Source organism: Bifidobacterium sp. (assembly GCF_022647885.1).
Classification (GTDB): Bacteria; Actinomycetota; Actinomycetes; order Actinomycetales; family Bifidobacteriaceae; genus Bombiscardovia.
Genome location: NZ_JALCLM010000001.1, coordinates 1,316,336 through 1,342,994, shown reverse-complemented (window position 1 = coordinate 1,342,994; position 26,659 = coordinate 1,316,336). Strand labels below are relative to the sequence as shown.

28 protein-coding genes and 1 tRNA gene are annotated in these 26,659 nt (G+C 46.4%); 12 read left to right on the top strand and 17 right to left on the bottom strand.

Going from position 1 to position 26,659, the window contains the following annotated elements; genetic code table 11:
- Window positions 1–51: 51 nt before the first annotated feature.
- A complete protein-coding gene (locus LKI20_RS05780) occupies window positions 52–1,869 on the bottom strand; it encodes an AMP-dependent synthetase/ligase (RefSeq protein ID WP_291771442.1) in 1,818 nt (605 codons plus the stop codon).
- A gap of 64 nt (window positions 1,870–1,933) precedes the next feature.
- The gene (locus LKI20_RS05775; RefSeq protein ID WP_291771439.1) at window positions 1,934–2,533 is read right to left on the bottom strand and encodes a M23 family peptidase; all 600 of its coding nucleotides are present in this window, start codon (window positions 2,531–2,533) and stop codon (window positions 1,934–1,936) included.
- A gap of 543 nt (window positions 2,534–3,076) precedes the next feature.
- Between LKI20_RS05775 and LKI20_RS05770 the strand changes: the two genes are divergently transcribed.
- The 5 genes from LKI20_RS05770 to feoB all read left to right on the top strand — a co-directional run bounded on the left by LKI20_RS05770 (window position 3,077) and on the right by feoB (window position 7,911).
- Window positions 3,077–3,727: a TetR/AcrR family transcriptional regulator gene (locus LKI20_RS05770; protein ID WP_291771436.1), complete on the top strand. Its 651-nt coding sequence runs from the start codon at window positions 3,077–3,079 to the stop codon at window positions 3,725–3,727.
- 265 nt (window positions 3,728–3,992) lie between these two features.
- Window positions 3,993–4,715, top strand: a complete 723-nt coding sequence (locus LKI20_RS05765) for an SDR family oxidoreductase (protein WP_291771433.1) — start codon at window positions 3,993–3,995, stop codon at window positions 4,713–4,715.
- A gap of 77 nt (window positions 4,716–4,792) precedes the next feature.
- Window positions 4,793–5,215: a hypothetical protein gene (locus LKI20_RS05760; protein WP_291771430.1), complete on the top strand. Its 423-nt coding sequence runs from the start codon at window positions 4,793–4,795 to the stop codon at window positions 5,213–5,215.
- A 127-nt stretch (window positions 5,216–5,342) separates the two neighbouring features.
- Window positions 5,343–5,570 carry a FeoA family protein gene (locus LKI20_RS05755; protein WP_291771427.1) on the top strand — a complete coding sequence of 76 codons (228 nt, stop codon included), beginning with the start codon at window positions 5,343–5,345 and terminating at the stop codon, window positions 5,568–5,570.
- A gap of 148 nt (window positions 5,571–5,718) precedes the next feature.
- Window positions 5,719–7,911 (top strand): ferrous iron transport protein B, encoded by a 2,193-nt coding sequence (gene feoB, locus LKI20_RS05750; RefSeq protein ID WP_291771424.1) that lies wholly within the window; start codon window positions 5,719–5,721, stop codon window positions 7,909–7,911.
- A 435-nt stretch (window positions 7,912–8,346) separates the two neighbouring features.
- Here the strand turns inward: feoB and LKI20_RS05745 are convergent, their stop codons facing one another.
- From LKI20_RS05745 to LKI20_RS05735, 3 genes are all read right to left on the bottom strand, one after another.
- Entirely contained in the window at window positions 8,347–9,009 is a 663-nt protein-coding gene (locus LKI20_RS05745) for a GNAT family N-acetyltransferase (RefSeq protein WP_291771422.1), read from the bottom strand.
- Window positions 9,010–9,164: 155 nt separating this feature from the next.
- On the bottom strand, window positions 9,165–9,689 hold the full coding sequence (gene epsC, locus LKI20_RS05740) for a serine O-acetyltransferase EpsC (RefSeq protein WP_366936180.1): 525 nt from the start codon (window positions 9,687–9,689) through the stop codon (window positions 9,165–9,167).
- Between the two features lie 85 nt (window positions 9,690–9,774).
- The gene (locus LKI20_RS05735) at window positions 9,775–11,145 is read right to left on the bottom strand and encodes an aspartate aminotransferase family protein (RefSeq protein WP_291771417.1); all 1,371 of its coding nucleotides are present in this window, start codon (window positions 11,143–11,145) and stop codon (window positions 9,775–9,777) included.
- A gap of 92 nt (window positions 11,146–11,237) precedes the next feature.
- Between LKI20_RS05735 and LKI20_RS05730 the strand changes: the two genes are divergently transcribed.
- Complete coding sequence (locus LKI20_RS05730; RefSeq protein WP_291771415.1) at window positions 11,238–12,182, top strand: LysR family transcriptional regulator; 945 nt, start codon at window positions 11,238–11,240, stop codon at window positions 12,180–12,182.
- Between the two features lie 162 nt (window positions 12,183–12,344).
- Here LKI20_RS05730 and LKI20_RS05725 read toward each other — a convergent pair whose 3' ends face one another.
- Window positions 12,345–12,908 carry a TetR/AcrR family transcriptional regulator gene (locus tag LKI20_RS05725; protein ID WP_291771412.1) on the bottom strand — a complete coding sequence of 188 codons (564 nt, stop codon included), beginning with the start codon at window positions 12,906–12,908 and terminating at the stop codon, window positions 12,345–12,347.
- 259 nt (window positions 12,909–13,167) lie between these two features.
- Between LKI20_RS05725 and LKI20_RS05720 the strand changes: the two genes are divergently transcribed.
- A complete protein-coding gene (locus tag LKI20_RS05720; RefSeq protein WP_291771409.1) occupies window positions 13,168–14,379 on the top strand; it encodes an MFS transporter in 1,212 nt (403 codons plus the stop codon).
- Window positions 14,380–14,442: 63 nt separating this feature from the next.
- On the opposite strand, the gene LKI20_RS05715 is transcribed toward LKI20_RS05720, so the two are convergent.
- Window positions 14,443–14,985 (bottom strand): hypothetical protein, encoded by a 543-nt coding sequence (locus LKI20_RS05715; protein ID WP_291771406.1) that lies wholly within the window; start codon window positions 14,983–14,985, stop codon window positions 14,443–14,445.
- A 156-nt stretch (window positions 14,986–15,141) separates the two neighbouring features.
- Between LKI20_RS05715 and LKI20_RS05710 the strand changes: the two genes are divergently transcribed.
- A complete protein-coding gene (locus LKI20_RS05710; protein ID WP_291771402.1) occupies window positions 15,142–16,365 on the top strand; it encodes a sensor histidine kinase in 1,224 nt (407 codons plus the stop codon).
- Complete coding sequence (locus LKI20_RS05705; protein WP_291771399.1) at window positions 16,362–17,024, top strand: response regulator; 663 nt, start codon at window positions 16,362–16,364, stop codon at window positions 17,022–17,024. The genes LKI20_RS05710 and LKI20_RS05705 overlap by 4 nt, the downstream gene beginning before the upstream one ends.
- A gap of 476 nt (window positions 17,025–17,500) precedes the next feature.
- Here LKI20_RS05705 and LKI20_RS05700 read toward each other — a convergent pair whose 3' ends face one another.
- The 7 genes from LKI20_RS05700 to LKI20_RS05670 all read right to left on the bottom strand — a co-directional run bounded on the left by LKI20_RS05700 (window position 17,501) and on the right by LKI20_RS05670 (window position 22,257).
- Window positions 17,501–18,127 (bottom strand): sugar O-acetyltransferase, encoded by a 627-nt coding sequence (locus LKI20_RS05700; protein ID WP_291771395.1) that lies wholly within the window; start codon window positions 18,125–18,127, stop codon window positions 17,501–17,503.
- 31 nt (window positions 18,128–18,158) lie between these two features.
- Window positions 18,159–18,794 carry a sugar O-acetyltransferase gene (locus tag LKI20_RS05695; protein WP_291771392.1) on the bottom strand — a complete coding sequence of 212 codons (636 nt, stop codon included), beginning with the start codon at window positions 18,792–18,794 and terminating at the stop codon, window positions 18,159–18,161.
- A gap of 322 nt (window positions 18,795–19,116) precedes the next feature.
- Window positions 19,117–19,192 (bottom strand) — tRNA-Asn (locus LKI20_RS05690).
- A gap of 113 nt (window positions 19,193–19,305) precedes the next feature.
- Window positions 19,306–20,043 carry a dioxygenase gene (locus tag LKI20_RS05685; protein ID WP_434734945.1) on the bottom strand — a complete coding sequence of 246 codons (738 nt, stop codon included), beginning with the start codon at window positions 20,041–20,043 and terminating at the stop codon, window positions 19,306–19,308.
- 20 nt (window positions 20,044–20,063) lie between these two features.
- Entirely contained in the window at window positions 20,064–20,723 is a 660-nt protein-coding gene (locus tag LKI20_RS05680; protein ID WP_291771386.1) for a MarR family winged helix-turn-helix transcriptional regulator, read from the bottom strand.
- Window positions 20,724–20,904: 181 nt separating this feature from the next.
- Window positions 20,905–21,525: a sugar O-acetyltransferase gene (locus LKI20_RS05675; protein WP_291771383.1), complete on the bottom strand. Its 621-nt coding sequence runs from the start codon at window positions 21,523–21,525 to the stop codon at window positions 20,905–20,907.
- Window positions 21,526–21,840: 315 nt separating this feature from the next.
- Window positions 21,841–22,257 carry a MerR family transcriptional regulator gene (locus tag LKI20_RS05670; RefSeq protein WP_291771380.1) on the bottom strand — a complete coding sequence of 139 codons (417 nt, stop codon included), beginning with the start codon at window positions 22,255–22,257 and terminating at the stop codon, window positions 21,841–21,843.
- An 83-nt stretch (window positions 22,258–22,340) separates the two neighbouring features.
- Here LKI20_RS05670 and LKI20_RS05665 point away from each other — a divergent pair, with 83 nt between their 5' ends.
- Window positions 22,341–23,129, top strand: a complete 789-nt coding sequence (locus tag LKI20_RS05665) for a cupin domain-containing carboxymuconolactone decarboxylase family protein (protein WP_291771378.1) — start codon at window positions 22,341–22,343, stop codon at window positions 23,127–23,129.
- 3 nt (window positions 23,130–23,132) lie between these two features.
- Here the strand turns inward: LKI20_RS05665 and LKI20_RS05660 are convergent, their stop codons facing one another.
- The 3 genes from LKI20_RS05660 to LKI20_RS05650 form a co-directional block, all read right to left on the bottom strand.
- The gene (locus LKI20_RS05660; RefSeq protein WP_291771375.1) at window positions 23,133–23,297 is read right to left on the bottom strand and encodes a hypothetical protein; all 165 of its coding nucleotides are present in this window, start codon (window positions 23,295–23,297) and stop codon (window positions 23,133–23,135) included.
- Between the two features lie 72 nt (window positions 23,298–23,369).
- On the bottom strand, window positions 23,370–24,236 hold the full coding sequence (locus LKI20_RS05655; protein ID WP_291771372.1) for an aldo/keto reductase: 867 nt from the start codon (window positions 24,234–24,236) through the stop codon (window positions 23,370–23,372).
- 272 nt (window positions 24,237–24,508) lie between these two features.
- A complete protein-coding gene (locus LKI20_RS05650) occupies window positions 24,509–25,042 on the bottom strand; it encodes a hypothetical protein (RefSeq protein WP_291771369.1) in 534 nt (177 codons plus the stop codon).
- A 115-nt stretch (window positions 25,043–25,157) separates the two neighbouring features.
- Between LKI20_RS05650 and LKI20_RS05645 the strand changes: the two genes are divergently transcribed.
- Both LKI20_RS05645 and LKI20_RS05640 read left to right on the top strand, forming a co-directional pair.
- Entirely contained in the window at window positions 25,158–25,607 is a 450-nt protein-coding gene (locus LKI20_RS05645) for a Fur family transcriptional regulator (RefSeq protein ID WP_291771366.1), read from the top strand.
- Window positions 25,608–26,033: 426 nt separating this feature from the next.
- Window positions 26,034–26,645, top strand: coding sequence for an MptD family putative ECF transporter S component (locus LKI20_RS05640; RefSeq protein ID WP_291771361.1), 612 nt, complete (start codon window positions 26,034–26,036; stop codon window positions 26,643–26,645).
- Window positions 26,646–26,659: the final 14 nt, after the last annotated feature.

Here is a 26,659-nt window from a genome sequence, read left to right as displayed (position 1 = left end):
ACACATGTGTGCTGATGAGAAAATCCATCAGCACACATGTTGCGCTGTGCTTCAGGCTTTGTTTCTCGGCTTGTAGATTACCTCATCAATAAGCTCTCGATACTTGTCAATAATGGCGCTTCGTCTAGTCTTGAGACTCGGCGTAATCATGCCGTTCTCCTCGGTGAATTCGTCAGCAAGTATTTCAAACTTTCTGATGGACTCGGCCCGTGACACTAAATCATTGGCGTTATCTACTGCCCTCTCGACTTCAGTTTTTACGATTGGATTATTGCGTGCTTCATCAAGAGTCTCAACGCTCTCGGCTCCCTGCGCTTTAAGCCAAGCGTTAGTTTCTGATAAATCTAGAGTAACCAAAGCTGCAATGAAAGGCTTGCGGTCACCGATTACTAGACATTGGCCTATCACCGGCGATGTCATAACCGATGCTTCAAGGACACTAGGTGAAACATTCTTGCCACCTGCAGTAATGATGAGATCTTTTTTACGGCCAGTGATAGAAACGAAGCCATCGTCATCAATAGCTCCTAAATCACCTGTATGCAGCCAGCCGTCCGATATCTGACTTGTGGTGATTTCAGGATGGTTGTGATAGCCAGCACACACGCTGGCACCTTTGATACAGAGTTCTCCATCGTCATCTATTCCTACGCTGATACCCTCTAAAGGTTTACCTATCGTCCCGATTTTATAACCAACAGTAGGATTAACCGTTGCAGGTGCACTAGTCTCCGTCATCCCATAGCCCTCAAGCAGTGGGAGCCCGACTCCATTGAAAAAATGTGCAATTGAGGTGTCTAAAGGTGCTCCACCTGATATTGCATATTCTACCGATCCACCAAAAACTTCCATGATGTTGCTATAAATCAGTTTATTGAACACCGCATGCTTGACACGGAAGCTCAATGGCATACCGTGTCCCTCTTGTTGGTATTGAGACCACTGGCGCGCTACCTCAACTGATTGTAGGAATATGCGCCCTTTTATACCCTTACCTGCACGTTGAGATGATGCGTTGAAGATTTTTTCAAAAATACGAGGAACTGCCAACACAAATGTAGGACGAAACGCATGGAAGTCCGCAAGAATAGTTTTCAGATTACTTGACAGACCAAGCGTCACATTGCCTGCAAAACAGAAGAACTGCATATATCTTGCAAATACATGTGCGAGGGGTAGGAACAGCAACAACCGTCTGTTCGGTTTCAAACTGATATCCGGCATGGTCTGCACGCCTGAATGGGTGACAAAGACAAAATTACTATGTGTTAATTCAATGCCTTTAGGCGTTCCTGTGGAACCAGAAGTATAAACGATTGTCGCCAGATCCGAGCCTTTAACCCCTTGTTCCCGTTCTAGGAACTCGTTATCACTAACGCCACGACCGTATGCTGTTAATGCTTCAAGTGCGCCCAAATCAATCACATAAACGTCGTTAAGATACGCACACTGATCACGAACCGACTCAATTTTGTCTCGCTGCTCATCGGTTTCAGCGAAAGCCATCTTCACCTTCGCATCATTGAAAATCATGCGAACTTGAGCCGCAGAGTTAGTCTCATATACAGGAACTGTCAAAGCACCAATAGACATAATGGCAACATCTAAAGCAGTCCATTCCCAACGAGTGTGCGAAATGATAGAAACTGCATCCCCTGGCATTATCCCACGTGCGATCAAGCCTTTGGCTAGCCCAACTACGATATCTTTGAATTCTGTGGCACTAAAGGAAGTCCACTCATTCTTTGAACTTTTATACTCGATAAGCGCATCATCGGGCGCACGATCTACTCGCTCTTGTAATACGGAAAAGATGTTACGGTCATCGTCGATCGGTTCTGTGATCGGACGAGAATATTCCTTGAACATGGCGCTCCCTGTCTCATGCGGATTCTATTGAATTCTACAATGCCTAGATACAAGATCACGCTAATTACAAGGCTTTAAGAACGATTTTGCTACGACGGGTCATTTTTACTGAATCTCTATACTGTTTCGCAGCATCACGGACTCCCCAATGGACGCATAATGAATCACAATGATCTGAGCTTCCTCGGACTTCAGCAAAAGCTGATGAACGGGTTATGGTTGTTCCTACGCCGTATGATGTCACGGCTGGTTCAAAACTATGGAGCCAACGCACACCTTGGATGCTCACCACATCTTTTCCTGCAACTTTTCCAGCAAATGAGATCGTGCCACTTTCAGGTGCGAGCAGTAGCTCTCCTCCGTGCACAATGAGATCAACTCCACGATGACCCGCTAACCACGTCTGAGCTGGAAGGTCGAATTCCGATAATATCTCTGGCGACTGTAAAGGCCAACCTAGCTGAGACTGACAAGTAGCATCCGCTGAGGAAAGTTCATGCACCACCACTGAATAGCGAGTACCTACCGAATCCGCTGATTTTATACAGGATAGCGTAATACCAGCTGTTGCAAGGAATGGTGTGATGTGGAGCATGAAGGCTTGCACAGCAATAGCAGATGCGACAATGATTCGCCTCCATATCCATAACCTAGGTATGAGCATGACTCTCCTTTGCACCGATTTCCAGTCATTATGGTCAGAGTCCAAGCTTGGTCATATCAAGTGTTGATAGTGTGGTCGAATACGAGCGCGATAAGCTCATTGTGAACAGATAGCGAATTGTGTTCGCATTACTCAGACCTAAAACTTTCTTATGCTGGTACCCAAATGTGCGTCATATAAGCGATTCCCTGTGATAACTCCGGCAAAAAAATCTTGTCACGCTCCCAAGTGTGAATTCTCTCTCACTCAGATGCCTTGCATTACGCTCCACCCGGACAGCAAACTGTCTTAATCGACAAGAGGATGGATTGTCGACACTCCGATAACAACACAAGAATTTTGAGAACTGAGGAGGCTCAATGCAGTAATAGGAACAATATAATGAACCCGACTAACTTCTTTCACCCTTAATTATTTCACAGTATTCATAATTTTGGACGTTGTTTCCCATATGTTTCCGTTTTGGGGACTACTATTTGAAAGCTCAACAAGCACTCAGGCTCTGAGTGTTACCCGATTCAATATGAATAAGAAAGGAGCAAAATGGCAAAAGGCAGTCGTGGTTCCTATCCCAAAGGTATCGCAAAGCGCAAAGAAATTCTCGATGCAGCCTTGCATATCATCGCCGTGGATGGTTTCAATCACACGACTCTGGCGAAAATATCCCAGGCAGTACAAATCTCTGAAGCAGGGGTGCTTCACTATTTCCATTCATTGGATGATCTTCTTGTAGAAGTCCTTAAAGAACGAGACATTCAAGATGTAATGAACTATGGAAATACCGAAATTCCGTCCGTTGACATGTTTGACAAGGTAGTAGACAGGGACTGGGATCCGGTGAAACTGATCAACGATATCACCAAGAAAAATATGTTGACGCCAGGGCTTGTAGAGCTCTACGCACATATGTCGGTGAAGGCTTCCGATCAGAGCAACCCCGCGTATACGTATTTCACCGAGAGAGGCCAATTCGAGCGGAAGATGGTTGGGCATCTAGTGGAGCAGTATTCAGAAGTCCACAAATCTCAACCTGCAGTAAGTGTTGAACACATCGCTCGAATTATGCAGGCGATTTTGGATGGCCTGCAAATTCAATGGTTAGTAGATAATACTCTCGATATGGATCAAATTGCTGCTGAAGCATTTGACATGTTGAGCATCTCGATAAAGAAATCCGAAACAACCAAGGATTGATGTCCCCCGCATCAATTTGATTTCAGAGACTTCCAATAATGCCCTGATGGTTGTGAAATGAGAAGCAACAGCATCTGAATGGTAAATGAAGGGGTTTGCTCATTCAGACCAACGGGTGCTGTTGTCTTCTACATATTTTTAGACAGTGCTATCTACACAGTGCTATCTACACAGTTGATAATCAAATCTCAGTAAGCTTTGTGTCAACTTATACTGTATATACGGTCAATTCATAATGCTGATTACACCTTATTCGGAGGCAAAGATGCTTGAACTCACTACACCAGTAGCAATTGTTACCGGAGGCGCTAATGGATTAGGATACGAGTTAGTTTCCCAGCTGCTTGCCAAAGGGTATATCGTGTGCAATATCGATTTCAATGCAGCAAGCATGGGAACCTTGACAGCCCAGATGTCAGCAGAGAACACCTCTTTTGGCTCGAATTACCACGGTTTCGTTGCTGATATTGCAGATGATGATTTCTGTGCACAAACTATCAAATCTATAGCTCATCTTGGCCGAATCTCATTACTTATCAACAATGCTGGGCAGCCAGCATTCAAAGAACCCACAGCCTACACTTCCAAAGATATTGAGAAATGTTTGACTGGCTTACGTGGAATGATTCTATGGAGTACAGCTGCTCTTAAAGCTGCAGAGGAACGTGACGTCAAAATTGTCAATGTGATGTCTTCTGCTGCTTTACGAGGTAATCCTCACGAATCTGTCTATTGTGCTGCTAAATGGGGAGAACGCGGATATACAGAAAGCCTTAAGGCAGCCTATAAAGGTACCTCTGTAAAAATTGTAGGTTTTTATCCGGGTGGTATCGATACCAATTTCTACACTGACAGTAGAGACTACGTGGATGAGAATAAGCAGCACAGTTTTATGAATCCTCAAGAGCTAGCTGAGGTTCTATTAGAGAATATTCTCAGTGAAGCAAACTTGACTGTCTCTGACCTAGTAGTAGAGCGCAACTCATAAAAAGTAACTACGCACAGGTGCGATTGTTAAGCAAACTCTAGAGTCAATGTAGGGCTTTGTCACGTATTGTAGTCTCCATGGGATTATTTTCACTTTTCCACAGGCACTCTCCTCGCGACACGGATGAACAAAAATCTTGGGCAACACCTAGAGATACAGAAGATGGAAGTTTCATCATTCAAGATGTATTTGTCATTACCGGACGAGGACCTGTTTTTACAGGTGTTATGAGCGAAGGAAGCATCCACGTAGGCGACGAGGTGCTCATCGATTCACCAAATTCTTCGCTTGCTGCTCTATCTGGAACGGTGACAGCGATAGAAACCCACCACCATAAATCAATGAATATTCAATCGGGCGATACGGCTGGCCTGTTCATCAACAACATTCGGGTAGAGGATTTGCCATACACTCGAAGCGGTTCTGGCTTTGTTTTAGACACTGATGGAGTAAAAGGAAGCGTTATACGACGCGGTGTGAATACATCACCTACTAGCTGAACCTACAAGAGCGCGGTAGTCTTCACTAGCGGTGAGAGATGCATAAGAGCCTTTACCTAGTTTTAACGGTTTTAAACTACGGCGACACCCTTTACAACCCTTTGTGGTCTCAACTAACCTCGTGTGCATGACACAATCGTTGCGCACTTGTCCATTGGGCATGGAAATCGAGATATGCGCAATAGAACTTTCTGAGCGTTATCGTTTTCGTCTCAACGAACTTGGTTTTCGAGAGCACGAGCGCTTAACTGTCATTCAGAAAGCCAACTTTGGCGGATGTGTGGTTTCACACGGGTCAGAGCGCATAGCAGTGGACGGGAACACTGCAAGACGCATACTGGTCAAGCCAAGTTAAAACGCATTGAGCACAGATGCATACAATCGCGATTGACATCACACACATGCAATCGCAGCAAGAAACACAGCGCAGCTTTCGCATACCAGCAATGCTCTATTATGAGCGTGGGCGAGACCTCCGCTAAGTACTGAAATCTGGGGAATTCATGGTTGTATTTCGACAACAACGCGGCGCAACAAAGGCCAATACCCCCGCCAAACATCTTCCAAACACTGATTGTACGTGTGAGCATTCGTCTCCGTCACCTACTCCATGCCCTAAATGCCGACCTGGCAGTCACCACCATCGTCGCGGCATAGCAGCTATACTCCCCAGTTCAACGGCTCACTCAGCATCTGAGAAACTCTCACGACCTCGCATCGTCTGCATGGGTAACCCTAATGTTGGTAAATCCACTCTGTTTAACTCTCTTCTGGGCGGCAATGCAACCGTCATGAATGCTCCAGGAACGACTGTGCTTATTGAATCCGGAGATCTTGATGTTCATGGTGCTCATTGGGAATTTATAGATACCCCAGGCACTGCCTCACTTGACGCTATCAGTCCTGATGAACGTGTTTCTTGTCAAGCTGCTATGGGGAGCATAGATGTGAATCCCCCGGACGTTATTGTTGCTGTATTTAATGCCACATCACCCTCAAAGTCGTTATACCTTCTGAGCCAACTTATGGATCTTGGCTTTCCAATAGTTATCGCCGTAACCATGCTCGATTTGGCAAAAAAACAGCAATCATCCATAAGTATCAACACCTTATCGCAAGCAATTCCCGACATACCTGTTGTTGCTGTTGACGGTAGGAACGGCAATGGGAATGATGCACTCATACAAGCAATTGAATCAACCCTTGCGCACATATCGCAAGCAGAAAAGGGTGCTTCTGAAAACCATGTTGAACATGGCATATCAAAAATCACCAGTACCATAGCCCCTCATGACGGTAGTTCCTCTCAAGCAGTTTCTCTGTGGGTTAAGGCGACAGCCAACGATCGTTTTGACTGGGTTGCACAAACGATTAGCAAGCTTAATGGTGGTACCTTCGTAGAGAATCAAGTCACCATATCGGATCGTATCGATCGCGTATTACTGCATCCGATTTTTGGGATTGTTACCTTCCTCTTAGTCATGTATGGCGTATTCGAATCAATTACCACTCTGGCTAGTCCGCTCATCGACTGGTTTGACGTCACCGTACGCAGCTGGCTAACTTCCGGACTCGATTGGATATTTACTCTGGTTGGTGGCCCAAGTGCCACTGATGGCTGGCTACACTCATTGCTGATTGATGGCGTACTCAACGGAGCCATCACAGTACTGACCTTCGTTCCTCCGATGGGCATTATGTTCATCATTCTCTCAATGCTCGAAGATTCAGGATATTTGGCGCGAGCAGCTTTTGTGATGGATAAAGCCATGAGGACTATAGGTCTAGATGGTAGAGCATTCTTGCCTTTAGTCGTTGGCTTTGGTTGTAATCTTCCTGCTCTCGCCTCCACTAGAACTCTTCCTGATTCAAGGCAGCGGGTGCTAACCGGTCTACTTATTCCATTCACCTCATGCTCTGCACGGTTGAGTGTCTACATCGTCTTGGCTTATGCATTCTTTGACCAGTACGCAGGATTAGCGATATTCCTTATGTATGTTATGTCGATCGTGATTATTCTTGCGGTTGGATTTGCACTCAGAACAACACAATTCTCTGATTTACGCACTCAACCCTTTGCCATGGAACTACCTCCCTACCAGCTCCCCCAGATTCTGAGACTACTCAAATCAGTAGCAGGAAGACTGTGGGCATTTATTACAGGAGCAAGTTCAATCATTATTTCAATGACTATCATTATGTGGCTTTTGGCAGCAATCCCTATCAGTGCCGGAGCTTCTGGTAACAACAGCTTTGCTCACGTAGATAAGGTTGAAAACTCCTTATACGGAGCAATGGCATCAAAAGCAGCTATAGTCTTTGAACCTGCTGGCTTTAACGATTGGCATGCTTCAGCAGCTCTTATCACAGGCTTCGTTGCCAAAGAAGTAGTTGTTGGATCCATGACACAGAGTTATTCCATACAAGAATCAGATGATGCTTCAAGCACGTCAGAAGGCAGAGGTCCTCTCGGTGAGGCAGTGCGTACAAGTTTTGAACACTCCAGTAATGGTCACGGTGCAGCAGCAGCGGCAGCGTTTATGGTTTTTGTTCTTGCCTACACGCCATGCTTAGCGACTGTTGCTGAGATGAAACGTCAGTTCGGAGGCAAAACTGCCGTGCAATCAGTTCTCATGGGACTGCTTATCGCATATGCCTTAGCCATTGTTATTTTCCAAATTGGCAGTCTGTTATGAAAACATTCAGAAGAACTACAAGTGAATCAATATCCGAGCAAGTGTTGGCCTCGCTGCGAGACGGAAATACCACTCGTATGGTTGCCCAACGCTTGAATTTACCGATGGATTTTATTGAATTAATACATGACCAGGCTATTTCATCACGGCAATTAGCCGTTCTTGACTTTGCTGGTCAACAATGCAGTAGCACACACTGTAACCCTGATCCAGAGTCATTTGTCTGTGCAGGATGCCCAGTGATGTCCATATCAAAGCGGCGTACATCAGCCCGTAAAAATGGCTTTCAAAAACTGTTGAGCACCGCAAAAACTCTACGGAGCAATCGGAATAAACGATAATCTATAGCCCTATGTTTTACAATGCACTTCCGTTTATGTATATTGACGTTTCCTATATCGGTTTGATGGATACATTCTTCGAGCTTATAACTCGTTAATTTGCAAAGTTCATGTAGAAACTCCAGTTACTAATAGTGTTTCCATGGTTTTCCAAAAGCGTCTGAGAGAATTCTGTGAATCCATTCGCCTGATAAAACCGACGATTCTTTTCAGTATTAGTGATCAAACTTAACGAAGATCCGTTATGGAATCGGGCGAAAGGAATTACGCATTCATGAATCATCCTTGTTCCTAGCCCCTGCCCTTTTAGTTGCGTGTCGACTGCAAGCATTTCAACATACCAAGACTGCGAATATTTCAACTTGCAATCTTGTTGAGCGCGCTCACTGATAGTAAAGAATTCAAGAAGCCTGACTAAACCAACACCTTTAACTAATCCAAGACCACCTGCGTGTATGTAATCGCTTATTCCAATGGCTCGAGTGTCTGGATTATCCAGTAAAGCAATCGACACTATCCGATGATGGCTCTCCCCTATTAGACAAATTTTCTTACTCATATAAGCCTTAATCACCATGCGATCAAGCGCTGTCATATAGTTCAGATAATCAGGGTACGAGTCGAATTGTTCCCGAAACACGAATGCAAAGAAGGGGTATTCTCCAAACGATTGCGCAGCTAGTCGAGAAATCGCATCCAATTCATGCGGCTGAGCAACCCGATAACTCACATCAATTGAATTTTCTTGAGTATTCATAGTTACCTTTCATAGCACAACCACACTGCTCAATGCATACGCCACTATGCGCACAGAGCACAACAGTTCTCAATCTTCAGCAATACAATGAAGTAGGCACAAGACGCTCGAAACAGACACTTCAGATATTGATTCGGCTGAGCACTAGACCACTCCTATTTGCTGCGAATTCGAGCGGGATTGCCTACAACAATAGATTTTTTTGGTATGTCGTGTAATACGAGTGTGAGTGCTCCGACAGAGCTATCTGAGCCTATGGTGACATTTCCCAGTATCATTGCACCTGCGCCTATATACACACGATCGCCAACTGTCGGATGCCGCTTACCTGGTGTGTTAACCCTGCCACCTAATGTGACCTGATGATGCATAATAACATCATCTCCGATGACAGTTGTTTCACCAATAACCACACCTGTTCCATGATCAATGAGCAGATGACGACCAATAACTGCACCCGGATGAATTTCCACACCAGTCATGAAACGGGCGGTATAGCGAATCAACTGAGCCAGCAGTCGGTGTCTATGAATCCATGCTCGATGAGATATGCGATATGCCCATACCGCCTGCATACCTCCTGATGTCAACAGCACTTGGGTGTTCGAACTCATGGAAGGGTCATATTCTCGAACCTTTCGAATGTCCCCACGAACTTCCCGTAACAACACTGCACACATCATTTCTTTTCCTCTCTTTGCCGAGATAACAACAGCGGTCACTCAATTTCGTGTGACCGCTGTGCATCAACATCAGTAATACTGATTAACGATGTTTTTCAACGTAAGTAATCGACTCGTCGAGTATTGACAGACCAAGATCTATCTCTTGCTCCGATACAGTGAGCGGAGGGGCTATACGAAAAACTCCGCCCATCCCGGGTAAACAGACAATATTCATATGAAGCCCCAGCTCGAAACATTTCTCAGTAATGCTGTCAGCCAAAGCCTCGGAACGAGTTTTTGAAGTGTTGCCTTCGACTATCTCAATACCTTGCAACAGACCGCGTCCACGCGCATCACCCACTATGTCGTGATCATTGAGGATTCTTGTCAGTCCATCTTGAAGCTGTTTGCCTCGCTGCTGCACCGATGCAAGAATATGATCCTTCTCGATGACATCAATCACTGTATAACCGACGGCCGCAATGGTTGGGTCACTCACATGTGAGGTGTAGAAGACGAAACCTTCCTCGTAAGCTTTTTGCTCAATCGAGGTGGTTGTTAACATGGCAGCTAGTGGAAGACCAGCCCCAAGAGTTTTGGAGACTGTAAGAATATCAGGGGTAACCCCATCGCTTTCGAAACCAAACCATGTGCCCGTGCGCCCGATACTGGTCTGCGCCTCATCGAAGATCAGCAGCATGCCACGTTCATGACACTTCTCGCGTAATGCTTGCAAATATCCCGGGGGCGGAACTAAGATGCCTCCCCCTGACACGATTGGCTCAATGATGCATGCAGCAAGGCTCCCCACCGACTGGGCATCGACCATTTTGAAGCCAAAATCAAGCTGTTTTCGCCAATCGAGCTTACCGTGTTCATCAACAAAATCTGGACGATACTCATATGGTGTTGGTATGGCAATTTGCCCTGGCATTGAAGGAGTGCCAACTTTGCGCGCTGAAGAGTATGTTGCAGCAGCGGCAGCTCCAGTAAGACCATGCCAAGATCGATTAAAGGAGACGATTTCAAATTTACCTGTCACTAATTTCGCCAACCGTATCGCAGCGTCGTTGACCTCAGACCCTGTGGTCAGCAACACAGCACGGTCCAGCTTCTCATGGTTACCCTCTACATCCATAGCATCAGATGTGAGGGATGTGAGTCGGGTTGTAAGATTGATCACCGGCCTTGAAAGCATGGCACTGAACAAGTGGTCGAGACGCGGATATGATCTTTGGATGGTTGCAATGATTGCCGGATGAGCATGACCGAGGGTCGCACTCATCTGTCCTGAGGTGAAATCAAGTATTTTTCGCCCATCCTCGGTATAGATATAGCTGCCTTCTGCGTGGTCAATAATCGCTGGCATGAATTTTGGTGCGCCATAGCGGAGTACATGATTGTCTACGTTATTCCAGAAGCCCTCTTCTCGAGCGAATGGGTCTGAATAGTGCTCGTTATTGTTGATCATGCAAGCATGCTAAACATACGTTATCGTTTACGTCCATCAGATAATTGAGAACATATAGTTTATAATATTCAAACAATTGAAGGGACGTCCACATGCTCAACCCTGAACGTTTAGAATTGCTCGTTGAATTACAGGCTCTACAAACGATGAAAGCTGTGGCAGATGCCAGCCAAATGAGCGTCTCAACAGTTTCGCAGCATATTGCTTCTCTCGAAAGATCAGTAGGAAGACCCCTTATTGAGCACGTTGGCAGACAAGTCAGACTTACTCCCCTTGCGAATGAATTGGTAGATAGCGCTCGTCCTGTATTGAACAAGCTCAGAGAAATCGAAGATATGGTACGCAGCGAAAATATGGAAGTACGCGGTCATATTCGAGTAGCTTCTTTTTCTAGCGCACTCGCTCCTCTTGCCGTGCCAGTATGTGCATCACTGGGATCAAGATTTCCCCAGCTGACAATCACCCTCGAAGAGCTAGAACCAGATACAAGCATCCCTCTACTCAATGCGGGGCAGCTAGACATTCTTTTTTCGGCATCATTCGGAGCTGCTAAAGCAGATAACGATGCTGGGATAGTCTCCATCCCTCTGTTCTCTGATTCTCTGTGTGCTGTGCTCCCCTTAGGTCACACACTGGCAAATCGTACATCGCTGCGACTTACAGATTTGTTTGGTGAAGATTGGATTTGCGAGCCAAAGGGGACTTATCTGTCAAACCACATACAGATTCTTTGCGAGCAAGCTGGAATTTCTCCACGCGTAACAGGAACCTTGAGCTCATATTCAGTGGTTTTGCAATCTGTTGCACAGGGCTTCGGCATCGCCGTACTCCCCAGACTTGCAACACAAGAAGAGCCTTCAAAAACGATTAGGGTGCCAATAACGCCTGAAATTCGACGATCAGTTTCTCTAATCACCACATCTTCTCAGCTGTCGAGGCTCAGCATCAAACATTTCATTAATGACGTTAGACAAAGAACCCGCAACATTACCAAGGAACTGGACACGCAGTTTTCCTCGGGTCTCACAGAAATATGAATAACATAGGAAATCGCCACCCATCCGATAATGTTGCTCATTCAGCGTTTGTAGACTGCTCATCACTGCTGAATTGTGCTGATAATGCCACAAATGACGGATGTCAGTGCAGCTACCAATTTCACCGTACAATCCCCTGCACTGATCACGAACTATAGGGACTTATGAGTTCGTAATCCGGCGTATTGCTTCCTCTACGTCGCCTTTCCCAACAGGATCACGATCCAAAGCTCTATGGATAGTAATCCCCTCAATCAGCGCATCAAGTAGTCTCGCGGTGAGCGGATCAAAATGGCGTTCAAGCGCTGCACTACTTCGTGCCATCCACCTCTCAGTAATCTCTTGATAATCGTGATCCCGTGCTGCCAATGTATAGAGTTCGTATGTAAGGACTGTGTTTTCTTGGCTGCGTTCTTCAACAATGGCCTTCACCACTGCATCAACAGCATTTACACGCCTGCTTGTAGCCTGCATGCGTGCATCAAAGGTATCGGCAGCTTGATCAGCAAAGCGGGTAAACGCATCATGCAATAATTCTTTCATACCACTGAAGTAATACGTCATTGAACCTAGAGGCACCTGTGCTACAGCAGCAACCTTCCGGTGAGAAGTTCCAGCCACGCCTTGAGTCGCGATAACCTCTAGCGCAGCATCGATGATTCGATCACGTCTACCTGGATCAACATTTCTGCCAATCACATTCCCACTTGACGAATCATTCGTCATGCTACTGCCTTTCTCATAAGTTGCGATGATCTACTCACCCTCGAAGCGGCACCTCATCTACATCAACAACCATTCAGTGCATAAAGCTTATCGCGTATGGCCTTAAACGTCAGAAATATGATTCTTAGACAGTACTATGCCGCACACTGGATTCGTTGACAGTGACGTTGAGTAATGCTCCCCACAGCATTTACTAGGTTGAGATAAACGTAATCAATATACGTGTACGTTTGTACTAGTTATATGTACAATCGTACACATGACCGATTCTCAAACTCTCAGATGGCGGTATTCGCTATGTTCATTCATGCTTGTAGTTGGTCTCGCGAGCGCTTCATGGGTCAGCCGTACACCAACTATCCGAGACACAATAGGTGCAACAATCTCCGCTATGGGGATGATACTTTTCGGTGGATCAATCGGTTCAATGTCTGGTATTTTAAGCTCGGCATATCTCGTGCGAAAGCGTGGAACAAGGTGGGTTATTGCTTATAGCGCTATCTTCCTCTCCACCGGATTATCGCTCGTTACAGCTTCGACAATAGTCAGATACCCTTCTGTGGTGTTCGTAGGATTACTGTTTTTCGGTCTAGGTAGCGGCTTGGCTGAAATAGCTTTAAACATAGACGGAGCACACATAGAAACTCGACTTAAGCATCCCATTCTTCCAGCACTCCACGGCTGTTACAGTCTTGGCGTCCTCATTGGCGCAGTAATCAGTATCGTCTGCATATCTCTTGATGTACCAGCTATATGGCATCTCGGAGGATGTTCCGTCTTACTCGCTTTGGTCAGTTTTTGGTCGCTTAGCGGAATACCATCCGGAATGGGGAAAACCCAACTCTCGCGACCAGCAGAAAACCCAAACACTGATGTTGCAGCAGGAAATCCAAAAAGTGCGTTATGGCGAGACCCTGGGCTTATCCTCCTTGGAATCGTTTTACTCGGTCTTGCATCCGCAGAGGGCTCGGCCAACGACTGGCTCCCACTCATCATGGTTGACGGACTGGGACTGAGCAGCGCGCAAGGATCGATGATATTTGCAACATTCGCAACTATTATGGCTGTCGGACGATTCTGTGGTCAAGCTGTTATTTCGTTGTGGGGAAAGCCCCATGTACTTCTGGGCAGTCTACTTACTGGGGCACTCGGCATTTTTTTGGTCGCTGTAGGCACTCACACAGTTTTCATTATTTCCGGTGTCACACTATGGGGACTTGGAGTGTCTCTAGGCTTCCCCGTTGCTATCTCAACTGCAGGAGAGAACCCTGACCATCCAGATCTTAGGGTTAGCATCGTGGCTACTGCTGGATATTGTGCTTTTCTAGTAGGGCCACCCGTGCTCGGCTTCCTCGGCGATAATTTTGGGTTACGCACTGCGATTCTCGTAGTGGTTACACTTTTGCTCATTTCCACAGCAGCTTTAATCACCCAGCAACATCTCATATCGCAGTCCCCGCAACGTTCATAACGAGCTTATATACGCAGTCGAGAGGGCAGCCTCATTAGATTGGTCATACACAGGCCCGCAAAATTACTGCTGAGACATAAGCCGTTGTACCTGCTCACAGGCGTCATAAATCGTGTCATAACGCTGATCAATTTGAGGGGTCGCTTTAGCAATCTGTTTCGCCTTAATTTTGGTGAACACTAAATATGGTGCAACCCATCCAGCTAACCCTATAAAGCCGAACAACACGAATGGAACCCAAAGCGATGCCATCATAGAAAAAATTGCTCCTGCTAGGAAAGCACAGGCAACAATTCCAACAGAAAAGGAGGCGATCTGGGCTTTCTGCGTTTTAGACCGTTCAAGATGATCGATATCAGAAAGAGCAGCTTCGGCTTTGCGCTGCAGCTCATTAATCATCGATCTGTTTCTTATACGTCGATTCCGCTTGAGTCTAAGATTAACTGTGCCAAAAGAGGGATCACTTGGGGTCATGCCATCTTCAAACCATCCAAAAGCTTCGTATGTATCTCTTGTCAGGGAAATCCTCTGCTCTGGTACTACAACAGTACGATATTCATACGTATTTACAGTGATGTTCCCTGTATGGCCATTTACCATATCCATTGTCTTCTCCATCTGTATTAGTCGATGCACATGCTCATATCGAGCCTGCATACTATGTTCCATCTGATGTTGTTCTAAGAAATCGTCTGTGAGAACGGACTTTGAATACTGCGCATGCAGTACGCTGTCCTGACCACTTGGTGGGAGAATGCAGACATGCAGTCGTATGGTGTACCAACTACTTGGCCACGACCTCCATTTTGGATGCGTGTGCGCTTATTGCCTGAGTGGCTTACCGCTTTCATCATGGCAGCAACCACAATCGTTGGTCTGTTAACGTACCTTTGGGAACTGCGCACCGGTTTGCCAGTAGCAGCTATATTTGCACTAGCACTAGGTGCGCTCGCTTGCATAGCATCATGGCGTTTTCGTTGGATAACAGTGCTGCTGTCTGCAGCAGCAACCTTCACTGCCAGTATTTCTGGTGTTAATCCAATTATTGAGTGGAACTTGGTCATATTTGCAACTTTCACTCTCATATTGCGAGGTAGCCCATTATGGCTTAGCGCTGTACCCTCATTCACCAGTTATTTCTCAACTGCCCTCTTTTTTGGATCAGTCCACCCAGTAGCGCCACAATTGGGCCATCAAGATGCCCTTGTTGCGGGTGGATGCACAGTATTGTTTGCAGTAATTGCCAAATCCGTACTCATCGCCCGTCAATATTGGGCACAGATGCACCTGCGATCACAGGAGTTATCAATCGCGCGAGATATTGCAGTTGCAAAGGGTGTAGTTGAAGAACGTCTAAGAATTGCCCGCGATCTACATGATGTTATTGGACACGAAATAGCCGGTATCAATATGCACATCGGCGCCGCTGAAGTCACGCTCAAGTCCGATAACGATCCCGCAAGAAAAGAACTCTTGAGCGCACGTCAAAATATTCAGAACGTGTTATCTGAGACGCAAAACATCATCAAGGTGCTACGAACAAGTGACGAACCCTCTGTAAATACTGCAGACTCATTTCAGCATGGTTACTCAGCAATACCCCTATTAATTGAACACAGTCAGAGTGCAGGTTTAGATGTTGAATTCCTTTTTCCTGAAAAACAACCCACACTTACACTTGAAGTAGACCAAGCATCATTTCGTGTGGCCCAAGAGTGCCTGACAAATGCTACCAAATATGGCAGCGGTTCTGTCGCACTGCATATATCTGTACATGAAGCTCAACTACATATCGAATGTGTCAACCGTAGAGAGATTTCAGCAGCAGAAGAGAGATCACCTGGATACGGACTGATTGGCATGCGAGAGCGCGTGGCTTCAGTGCAAGGCACAATGGACGTTAACAATGAGGATGGTCTGTTTTGGGTTTATATTCGCTTACCCTTAGCAGATGGCCCAGCTAAGACCGAAAGAGGCATCCAATGATTCGTACAATGGTCATCGACGATCAAGAAATGATTCGTGTCGGTCTTAGCACGATTATCGGGGCTGCTGAAGGCGTCACTATGGTTGCAACGGCATGTGATGGATTATCAGCCTTGAAGATGCTCGAGACCACACAAGTCGATGTCATCCTTATGGATTTACGTATGCCAGGTATTGATGGTGTAGAGACCACACGGAGAATTCGACAACGCCTGACATCACAAATGACCAGAATCATTGTGCTTACCACTTTTGATCAAGATGAAAATGTCATTTTGGCATTACGCGCTGGTGCAAATGGATTCCTTTCAAAAGGCGTAGGCCCTCAAGATCTCACAGATAGCATTAGGGAAGTCATGCAAGGCGGTGGTGCCTTGTCTCCGAAAGCTGCTGCCGCACTAATCACTCATGTAATACATAGCCAGGACGCACCTAGCGACCCAGAAGCGGTAAAAATCTTCTCTTCGCTCACAGAGCGTGAATACGAAATTGTGCAGGCAGCTGTATCAGGATTGGATAATGCCGCAATCTCAGAGCAACTATTTATTTCTCAATACACCGTTAAAACTCATCTCAACCGCGCAATGGCAAAAGTGAATGCTCATGATAGAGCTGGCCTCATCACGCTCGCCTATAAGGCTGGAATCAGACCTGCATAAACAGCGCAGCAATACTATTTCCCGTCACACAAGAACTCTGACAACAGAGCCTTCCTATTTGTGCACACTGATATTGCTCATCGCTTAAACATCGTAAATACTGCACGCGCAGTAGTGAGAAACCATCTATTCAGACGATTGAAATTGGCTTGTTATCAAGCAAACTATGAATAACCCAATAAGGGGATAACAACACAGAATGGAGAGTCAGATGTCAGGATTAACTTGGGGAATCATTATCGTTGTTGCAGTCGTGGTTGTCGTTGTTGGGGCGTTCCTAATTCGTAAATTCCGCAATAAGTAAATCAATCTTCGCAATACCAGATATCTTTGCCGCACTGGCAAGCAGATACTTCGCTATTAGCCTCCGGCTCAGTACTGAGCCGGAGGCTAACGTCGTTTTTCGGTCAATTTCCACGGCAGTATGCCATTTTTGACGCGAGGACACCCGAAGAAGTTACCGGTAAGACATGTCTTTAATGAAGCAGAGCCGGAAGATCCATTCGATCGCTTTCGCCAATCTCTCTGATGACCTTGCACGGCACACCAGCAGCGAGCACATTCTCAGGAATATCATGAGTGACGACTGCGCCAGCGCCAATCACTGACCCTGCACCGATTGTCACTCCCCCAGTCACCGTGACATTTCCAGCAATCCAGCAGTTTGAGCCAATAGTGATGGGCGCGCCATACTCATAATCAAACTCTGAGCCGTCCTGGTGTTGGCGAATATTGCGTTCTTGCCATCTCAAGGGATGTAGAGGTGTCAACAATGACACATTTGGGCCAAACATGACGTTATCGCCAATCGTTACTGGGCAAACATCAAGCACTGTAAAGTTGAAATTTGCGTATACATGATCGCCTAGAGTAGTGAATTCACCATAATCAAAGAATATTGGCCCTGCTAGGTAGGTACCCACACCCGCATGCGGGAGTAGTTCGCGTAATATTGATTCCCGCTGCTCCTGCTCAGTTTCTTTGCACAGGTTATAGTCCTTGCATAGCTGGTGAGCTCTTGACAACATCGTCGAGATTTCAGGATCGGAAGGATCATAGAGCTTGCCTGCAAGCATCTTTTCGCGTTGTGTTTGTTGTTTCATGTATGAGAACTTTCTCCTTGCATTATCCGTGTTATTTGTCGCGATTATTCAAACGTTCTAGATAACCTGTTTTGTCATCGTCTGTAATGTGTTTGATCACACGAGCGGGGTTGCCCACAGCAACGACATTCTCAGGAATATCGTGAGTTACCACTGAACCAGCACCAATCACCGAGCCAGCACCCACTGTGACGCCACCAAGCACGATGACATGGCCACCCAGCCAAACTCCATCTTCAAGAACAATCGGGCGCGCCTGACACGCTCCATTGATTCTTTCTGATTTATCGAGCGCATGATTTGTCGCGAACAAACCAACTTTTGGTGCAATCCAGACATTGTCATGAATGGTCACCGGTGCATTGTCGAGGATTGCACAGTCATAGTTGATATGCACATTCGAGCCTATGGTGATATTGCACCCCAGCTCGCACCTAAAATTTGGTTTGATAATCGCACCCTCGCCGACAGAACCTAATAGCTGCGTCAGTATTTCACCTTGACGTTTGGGGTCATCATAGCCAAGTCTGTTGTATTCAGTAAACAATTTCTCAGCTCGTAGCCGTGCCAAATCAATATCTGGGTGTGTATCCTGATAAACCTGACCTGTCACCATGCGAGCCCACTCCACCTTGCCAGACTCACTCATGCCCTCTAAATCACTCATATTTACCCCCAGTAAATTGCTCATTCACCAAACACAGCTTGTACCAATTAGTCCGAAATATGTTTGCATGTACGAATGTACACTATGGCTTGCACCTGTGGCAATGTGCCTGAATAGCATTAAGCGACTTGCCTTTAGTACTCATCATGCTAGGGCTTACATGACACACTTTTCTACTTGATCTCATGCCAATCTACGATTGTTGGCACGTGAAGCATCATTGTTATGTTGCACTATGAATTTGAAGTAGATGACAACATAATTGTTTATGTGAATCAAAACAAAAATACCGCAATCGCTGATACGCGACCACGGTATTTGGTGGCTCCTGCGACTGGGCTTGAACCAGTGACCGTCCGATTAACAGTCGGATGCTCTGCCAACTGAGCTACGCAGGAATGTCGTGTGTGGCATGCGCCGCACACAAGAAGTAGATATTACCGACACTTTGATGACAATGCAAATTGGCATGTTGTTCGTGTCGCGAGCCACTACACCGAGTGCTGCTGCTCTACGCTTTCGGTTCTTCGCCTCGGTATCGAGCCATCATTTGTGACTGAAGCTGTTGTGCACTAGGTGGAGTCCAACTCAATGCGTCAGCACCTGCTTCAATCGTTGCGGCTATACTCTCATCCGAAGCGCCACCTGATGCCAGAATAGGCACTTCAGGATGATGAGCCCTGATACTAGCCACGACTTCTGATGTGCGAGCCCCTGCTGCCACATTAATAATGGCAGCACCAGCTAGAATCTTTTCCTCGGTGATTTCATCGTCCTCAGTTACAGTAGCTACCACAGGAATATCAACAGAATTCATAGCCGCTTCGATTGTTTCTGCAGGAGCAGGTGCATTGATGACAACCCCGGCAGCCCCTTGCATCTCAGCTACCATTGCCAATTCAACCACACGTGTACCGGTAGTAGTCCCTCCCCCAACGCCTACAAATAGGGGCTGCTGAGCAACAGTCAACAAAGCCTTAGTAATCACTGGTTCCCCAGTAAATGGGTACACCGCAAGAATGGCATCCGCATTGGTATTCCTGATAACTGCAGCATCAGTAGTGTATGCAAATGTACGTATTGTATGACCCTTCACCGTGATACCACCTGCTACTGCAGTCGACTCTGGAACTCGTGCTATCGGTGAAGTTAACCGACCTTCGATCCTCGCAGTGCCAGGTGCATTGCGACTCACTGACGGTGTTGTTGTATGCTGCTCGATCGCCACAGCCTCACTCGAAGAAAACATCGAAATCGATGGTCTTGTGCTCATTGGACCCCTTCCTGACGGTTGGCGCGACGGAACTCCTGCATGGCTTCTTTCATGATTCTGCGTCGCTCTACAAAGTCGTCTTGTGGGTGTTTGCGTTCTATATTGTCAATAATCCTGTTCAAGTAGCCGCTGAACTCTTGAAGCTCTTCATCAGTAAGGCAATCAAAAATATCGGCATCATGTTGCATGCTCTCATGTAATGCAGCAGCAGCTTTCTTACCTTTTTCAGTAATCTGAACCATAGCCACTCGTTTATCCTCTTGCGATGGCTGGCGGGCGATATATCCCTTGCTTTCAAGCTTTGACAGCAACTGGCCTAGTGCCTGTCTGCTCAATCCTAAAATTGTAGCAAGATCTCGCTGACTGACTGTGGAGCTCAGCGTCAAAGTCAGTAATACTCGACCTTGACCCCTGAGAGCTGAATCTGCAGCATTTATCATCGATGCATGCGCGTCCCCACTCTCAGGAATACTGCCAACACCCCTCTCAACAGCGAGGCGATCCTCGCGTCTTGCCGAGCGTAAAGCCGCCCGACCATGACTACCACCGTATACTCCTCGCCCGTCCAGGCGGGATACTCTGGTGCGGTTACGTATCATCATCATGCTCAGCTCGCGAAGCTGATTAAGAACCTGCGGTCTCACATCGTTGGCCATGACATTTCCTTTCCTACTAAATTATTCGTCAAGTACTTTACAATTCAAATGCTAGATGCTTATGATTTTTTTGTCAAGTACTTGACGTTTTCATTCGGCAGCAAATGCAATGTCAATTTCAGCAAGACCCGCAATAACCATCAACATCTTTTACTAGCCCAGAGAATCATTACCTCTGCTATCACAGGAATGGCTCATGAAACTCTCGATCTTTCCAATACGTATGTTCGTCTCGCTCCCCTATTGGACGTTGCACACGACACGGGCTCCCAAAAGCGACACTATCGGCAGGAATATTGCCAGTGACCAAGGAGTTTGCACCTATGACGGAATTCTTTCCAATTGTCACACCAGGCAATATGGTGACGCCTGATCCAATCCACACATTGTCACCAATGCTGACTGGCACCGAAAACTGTGTCTTTTTCAACCGAAGATCCGGACGTATCGGGTGCCCTGTGGTCACGATAGTGACATTAGGACCTATCATCACGTCTGCACCAATGTCGACAGAAGCATCGTCAACCAAAGTGAGATTGAAGTTCGCATACGATCGATCTCCCCAACTGGTATTGCATCCCCAGTTGGCAGCGCAAGGTGTTTCCACATGCACATCTTCACCAACCGAAGCGAAGAATTTCTTCATGAGGTTACTCCGTGTCTCTTTATCACTCGGACGCAGATGGTTGAGCTCATACAGCAAATCCATCTGTTTGGTTTGAATCTCTATCAGCTCCGGGTCTTCGAAGCCATATACCTCACCAGAGTTCATTAATTCGCGTAATCGTTTGGATAAACCCATACCTGGTCTCCTTGCTTGTCAGCTACTCTGCTAATCATCAATGCACTCCAATGAAACCAGATGGGCCCTAAGAGTGGTTCATACTCATAATGAATCCGTTGGAAACTATGCGCATATATACAGAACTAAGTCACGAAAAATGCCCCTATAACGCATGTGGATCATAGAGCCGGCAATAATTAACAATTTAGTGTTCTTTGCTCCTCAAAATTCCGATCTCATCCGATGCTCAATCAGTGGCAGCCTACTTGACGGCGACGTCAGCACAGACCATCTTAATTTTCTCATGAGTCGCATCTACACTGTACAAAGTACTTACTTATCCCCTTTGCACCTACGCTCTTTGAATAACTCGAAGAGATCGGTATCTTCATCCTTGAGTTCATGCTCGTACATCGAGATCTTGTATCGGACCAAATCAAGATTGCTCTGGTAGTGAGCCATTTTCTCTAAGAGATGCCGCTCATGCTTCTTCATGATGAGCAGTAGCTCGTGTTGCGAACCTTCAACTTTTTGCCTCCGCAGCTTGACATATCTCGCCAAATCAGCGATTGGCATATCAGTGCTGCGCATATGGTGGATGAATTTTAGCCAATTAACATCTTCTTCGTCAAAATAACGTCTGCCGTTTTCATGCCGTTTCGCAACAATAAGACCTTCCTGCTCGTAATACCTCAGCGTGGAGGCTGTCATATTCGCAGCTTTAGCAGCCTGTCCGATTGCATATTCCATAGCTTTCCTTACACATTTGACTTAAAGCTCACTCGAAGTTTTAGTATACGAACATATAACAGTCAATACATTTTCTAAGGATGATGGTGACAACGACACAACACAACTCTGATTCACGCACAACACCGCTTGACCCAAAGTATTTTGACGGTACAGGAACACTGACGATGCATGAATCGACTCAAAAGTTCTCTGTAGGCACAGTGCACTTCGATGCGGCCTGCCGTAACCACTGGCACACGCATCCTATCGCCCAAATTCTTGTGGTAACTCAAGGCTTCGGTATCTACCAAGAAGAGGGTAAAGATGCGAGACTCTTACAAAGCGGAGATATAGTCACCACAGACAAAGGTGTAAATCACTGGCACGGTGCCTGCGTAAATCATTCAATGGAACACATTGCTGTTACTTTGCAGGACGCAAACGGTAGTGCTGTCACTTGGGGTCGAGCAGTAAGCGATGCAGAATATGACATTGCCAATACCGCTATCGCCAAACAACTCTTGCCAGACCCACCGTCTGAAACCACTGCAACAACGCGTACTGCTGTCATGAACACTCATGTAACTGCGGGACACGATCAGCTGGGTGCCTTCGCACCTGAATTTGCTCATCTCAATGATGACGTGTTATTTGGTGAGGTGTGGGCCAGGCAGGAACAGCTCAGCGCACGGGACAGAAGCCTAGTGACGGTCATTAGCTTAATGTCCAGCGGAATTCTCGACAGTTCACTTCGCTTCCACCTGCAAACAGCCAAGAATAATGGCATCACTCAGGTGGAAATCACAGAAGCTATCACGCACGCCGCTTCCTACGTTGGTTGGCCAAAAGCATGGGCCGCATTCAACATGGCCAAGGCAATATGGGCTTAGCTACTACATGTCATTGCTCTGCACAACTATCAGAGCATCTCCAGTCTGCCGTCCCTCTTCCAACAGAAAAACATGCATATAGAACATACTTCTCGTTGATTCGCCGGACTTGTATTGATCCGGAACAACAACGCGCAGCACCAGCTCATCGACAGCATTGAGCTTCATACGCGCCACCCGTTACGTGCCAGAATGTTCAGCCCATGACCATCCGCCAATGGGCTGAACATTGGCACCACTTTATGCCTGATAGACAGGGAATTTTTTATTTGCTGCTGAATACTGCTGCTTAGTTATAGCGCGAAGCTGACTCATGTCTTCGTCATTAATAACAAAATCGACATCCGCATTCTGCTTCATGTGTTCAGCACTTGAAGCTTTGGGCAATGGTAGAAGGTCGAGCTGCAACAAGTATCTCACAGCAAGTTGAGTTATAGAGACTTTGTTACGTTCCGCTATCTCTTGAATATCAGCATTGCGGAGCATGTCCCCGTGTCCGAACGGTGAATAAGCCTCAACTAGTATATTGCGTTGACGCGCGTAATCGATCAGTTCGAACGGGGTGTTCCCGATATGAGCCAGCACCTGGTCGACTGCAGGAACCGTTTCCGAGTTGTCGATGATGTTCTGCAAGTCGACTTGCTCGAAATTGGAGACTCCTATCGCACGAATCTTTCCGGCCGCGTGGGCCTCTTCCAATGCCTTCCAAGCCTCAAGGTTACCTTCGAAGAAGTGCTCTTCCTCTCCAAATTTGGCCCATGGTTTCGGTGAATGAATAATCATCAAATCGATATACCCGAGATCAAGTTTTTCTAGAGACTCCTCAATGGCTCGCTGTGCGCCTTCATAATCCTTGTACTCAGCACGCAGCTTAGTAGTTACAAAGATTTTCTTACGGTCAACCCCTGACGAACGCACTCCTTCCCCTACTCCCACTTCATTGCCATACGCCTCAGCAGTGTCGATGTGACGATAACCAGTTTTTATAGCCTCTTGTACAGCTTCCGCTGCCTTGTTATTGTCTTCGATAAGCCAGGTACCGAAACCAATCTTCGGGATTTCAACACCGTTCAACAAAGTAAAGTGTTCCTGCAACATGCTTGCCATGTTCATTCCTCCATTACGCTTCCCGCAGTTGCCCTTAGATAACTGCTCTTAACTCATCAACTGTGCTTTTCATACTCAGCCACAGATTTACCAATGAGTGTAAAACTTCAAGTCCACTTGAAGTCAACTGCGGACAATATTGAACGCTTGACGCGAAATAATTGCTACACTACCGCGGGACTGATCAAATCATGCTTGCAGTGAGGTATTGCAGGCCTCTCTCACATGCTATTCACGCTGAATGCAGTTCTCAGAAGTTAACGCATCCTCTATCAGCTTGCACCCAGTGCCACTCCGATAGCAAGAACTATGGCACCACCCAATGTGACGACCATCAAGGAATTTTTCATAGGTACATGCAAAAAGCGGTAACGCACCCAAGCAATTACCACCAATTCGATCGCGACCACAATAAATGCCGCAATCAATGACCAATGGAGGCTCGGGATAAGAAATGGCAAGGTGTGGAAAGTTCCGCCAATAGTCGTTGCAGCACCAGTAATTGCTCCGCGAACAATGGCAGAGCCTCGACCGGTTTTCTTCCCATTATCCGAAAGTGCTTCCGACCAACCCATACTCACACCAGCACCAAGTGCTGTTGCCATGCCCACAATAAAAGCTGCATGAGGACCAGAAAAGATAGCTGCAGCAAAGACTGGAGCCAGCGTACTAACGGTGCCGTCGATCAAACCCACAAGCCCGGGCTGTACATATTTGAGCACGAAAGCATCATGCTCGAGTCCATCATGAACTAGCCTTGCTGGGTGCTCTGACAACGCCATGCTTGAATCACTCTCAACTTCCATCAGCAGCTTCTTTCTCTCTTACAAACTACTCCTTATATTAAGTCATTTTAATTATGATGCAAATTAAAAGTACGATTGTATTGAAATAACAATTAAGACTAGTAAGCTGATGTTTATGAATACTGCAACATCCCAAGCCGAATCCGTAGATTTGGACGCACTGTTGCATCAACACGGCATGCGCAACACTCCTCAGCGTCAGCTCATCTATAGAATCGTTTCCTCTTCCCCGCAACATCTCAGTGCTGTCCACGTCCAACGTCAGCTAGAAACGCTCATGCCTGGAATCTCATTACCAACCGTGTACTCAACACTCGAGATCTTCGCAAAACTCGGCATCGTACACAAAATGGCTATGGTTGACGGGGTTATGCTCTATGACACCGGCCAACAACGCCCGCATGCACACATGGTTTGCCGTAGTTGTGGACGGATTTTTGACTTGGATATACCTCCGGTGAACAACGAAGATATCACCGCTGCGAATAGTCAGGGATTCCAAGTCGACTCTGGCGATTTAGTCTTACATGGATTGTGTAGCGAATGCCAAGCAAAGAGTAATTAGTAAAAAATCCCTAGTAGCTGAGATCAAGTATTTCAGCAAAGAGATTTATCACAAGGACTACACTCTCACCTACCGAGTTAACGGCGCGTCCCTCTGCGAGCCACCGGTGCTCTTTCCATTGTCCCTATCGTCTTGCGAGTGTCTCGCCTTCATGTATATGATAACTATTATCGTTATCTACATGTAGAAAGGCGTCGTCATGTTGACGGACACCATCACATAACACCGCCAAGCACAGGCATCTACAACCTTGCAAACTTTGTACGTTATCACAATATTTCATGAATTCGCAGTCTTGTTTTTCTCTGACGGGGAATTTAGCATCCAATAGGAAGCTGTATCGACGCCACAAGCCAATCACCACGGCAAACCCCATTATTCTCAACAGCTCAGATTGCACCTTCAGCTCACATAGAAAGTATTCACATGACTTCACAGCAAACTACTAGTTCGCGCTCAAAAATCAGCACACGGGACCTCGTCAACATCGGCGTATACACAGCAATCTATTACGTCATCACCTTCCTAGGAGGCATGGTTGGCATCGTCAGCCCAATTGGCATGTTCGTTGGATTCGTATTGAGCACTATAATCGGCGGAACTGTAATCATGCTGTTTATGGCTAAAACCCCAGTTATGGGAGCAATGACCGTACTGGGTTTGATAGTCGGTGTACTAATGCTGGCTACAGGTCATTTCTGGGGTTGCATACCCATTTGTGCTGCTCTCGGATTCATAGCGGATCTCATTGTCAAAGCAGGTCATTATCACTCAAGAACACATAATATCCTTGCCTATGGCGTATTCCAGTTATGGATTATCGGACCATTTGCCCCACTATTCATGAACACCACCGCATATTACGAAGATATGCGCAGCAGCATGGGCGCACAATATGCCACACAGATGTCTCAGATATTCACACCACTAGTAGTGGCTATATTCGTGGTAATTCTGTGCTTCGTAGGATTGTTCGGAGCTTGGATAGGAACAAAACTCATCGACCGCCACTTTGCTAAAGCTCGCTTAGTCTCTTGAGCAGCGAAACCGTC

Bases quoted from the DNA above. Each gene is read 5' to 3' on its own strand.
- LKI20_RS05780 (WP_291771442.1), bottom strand. From the start codon at position 1,869: ATGTTCAAGGAATATTCTCGTCCGATCACAGAACCGATCGACGATGAC.
- LKI20_RS05775 (WP_291771439.1), bottom strand. From the start codon at position 2,533: ATGCTCATACCTAGGTTATGGATATGGAGGCGAATCATTGTCGCATCT.
- LKI20_RS05770 (WP_291771436.1), top strand. From the start codon at position 3,077: ATGGCAAAAGGCAGTCGTGGTTCCTATCCCAAAGGTATCGCAAAGCGC.
- LKI20_RS05765 (WP_291771433.1), top strand. From the start codon at position 3,993: ATGCTTGAACTCACTACACCAGTAGCAATTGTTACCGGAGGCGCTAAT.
- LKI20_RS05760 (WP_291771430.1), top strand. From the start codon at position 4,793: ATGGGATTATTTTCACTTTTCCACAGGCACTCTCCTCGCGACACGGAT.
- LKI20_RS05755 (WP_291771427.1), top strand. From the start codon at position 5,343: ATGACACAATCGTTGCGCACTTGTCCATTGGGCATGGAAATCGAGATA.
- feoB (WP_291771424.1), top strand. From the start codon at position 5,719: ATGGTTGTATTTCGACAACAACGCGGCGCAACAAAGGCCAATACCCCC.
- LKI20_RS05745 (WP_291771422.1), bottom strand. From the start codon at position 9,009: ATGAATACTCAAGAAAATTCAATTGATGTGAGTTATCGGGTTGCTCAG.
- epsC (WP_366936180.1), bottom strand. From the start codon at position 9,689: ATGTGTGCAGTGTTGTTACGGGAAGTTCGTGGGGACATTCGAAAGGTT.
- LKI20_RS05735 (WP_291771417.1), bottom strand. From the start codon at position 11,145: ATGATCAACAATAACGAGCACTATTCAGACCCATTCGCTCGAGAAGAG.
- LKI20_RS05730 (WP_291771415.1), top strand. From the start codon at position 11,238: ATGCTCAACCCTGAACGTTTAGAATTGCTCGTTGAATTACAGGCTCTA.
- LKI20_RS05725 (WP_291771412.1), bottom strand. From the start codon at position 12,908: ATGACGAATGATTCGTCAAGTGGGAATGTGATTGGCAGAAATGTTGAT.
- LKI20_RS05720 (WP_291771409.1), top strand. From the start codon at position 13,168: ATGACCGATTCTCAAACTCTCAGATGGCGGTATTCGCTATGTTCATTC.
- LKI20_RS05715 (WP_291771406.1), bottom strand. From the start codon at position 14,985: ATGGATATGGTAAATGGCCATACAGGGAACATCACTGTAAATACGTAT.
- LKI20_RS05710 (WP_291771402.1), top strand. From the start codon at position 15,142: ATGCAGTCGTATGGTGTACCAACTACTTGGCCACGACCTCCATTTTGG.
- LKI20_RS05705 (WP_291771399.1), top strand. From the start codon at position 16,362: ATGATTCGTACAATGGTCATCGACGATCAAGAAATGATTCGTGTCGGT.
- LKI20_RS05700 (WP_291771395.1), bottom strand. From the start codon at position 18,127: ATGAAACAACAAACACAACGCGAAAAGATGCTTGCAGGCAAGCTCTAT.
- LKI20_RS05695 (WP_291771392.1), bottom strand. From the start codon at position 18,794: ATGAGTGATTTAGAGGGCATGAGTGAGTCTGGCAAGGTGGAGTGGGCT.
- LKI20_RS05685 (WP_434734945.1), bottom strand. From the start codon at position 20,043: ATGTTTTCTTCGAGTGAGGCTGTGGCGATCGAGCAGCATACAACAACA.
- LKI20_RS05680 (WP_291771386.1), bottom strand. From the start codon at position 20,723: ATGGCCAACGATGTGAGACCGCAGGTTCTTAATCAGCTTCGCGAGCTG.
- LKI20_RS05675 (WP_291771383.1), bottom strand. From the start codon at position 21,525: ATGGGTTTATCCAAACGATTACGCGAATTAATGAACTCTGGTGAGGTA.
- LKI20_RS05670 (WP_291771380.1), bottom strand. From the start codon at position 22,257: ATGGAATATGCAATCGGACAGGCTGCTAAAGCTGCGAATATGACAGCC.
- LKI20_RS05665 (WP_291771378.1), top strand. From the start codon at position 22,341: ATGGTGACAACGACACAACACAACTCTGATTCACGCACAACACCGCTT.
- LKI20_RS05660 (WP_291771375.1), bottom strand. From the start codon at position 23,297: ATGAAGCTCAATGCTGTCGATGAGCTGGTGCTGCGCGTTGTTGTTCCG.
- LKI20_RS05655 (WP_291771372.1), bottom strand. From the start codon at position 24,236: ATGGCAAGCATGTTGCAGGAACACTTTACTTTGTTGAACGGTGTTGAA.
- LKI20_RS05650 (WP_291771369.1), bottom strand. From the start codon at position 25,042: ATGGAAGTTGAGAGTGATTCAAGCATGGCGTTGTCAGAGCACCCAGCA.
- LKI20_RS05645 (WP_291771366.1), top strand. From the start codon at position 25,158: ATGAATACTGCAACATCCCAAGCCGAATCCGTAGATTTGGACGCACTG.
- LKI20_RS05640 (WP_291771361.1), top strand. From the start codon at position 26,034: ATGACTTCACAGCAAACTACTAGTTCGCGCTCAAAAATCAGCACACGG.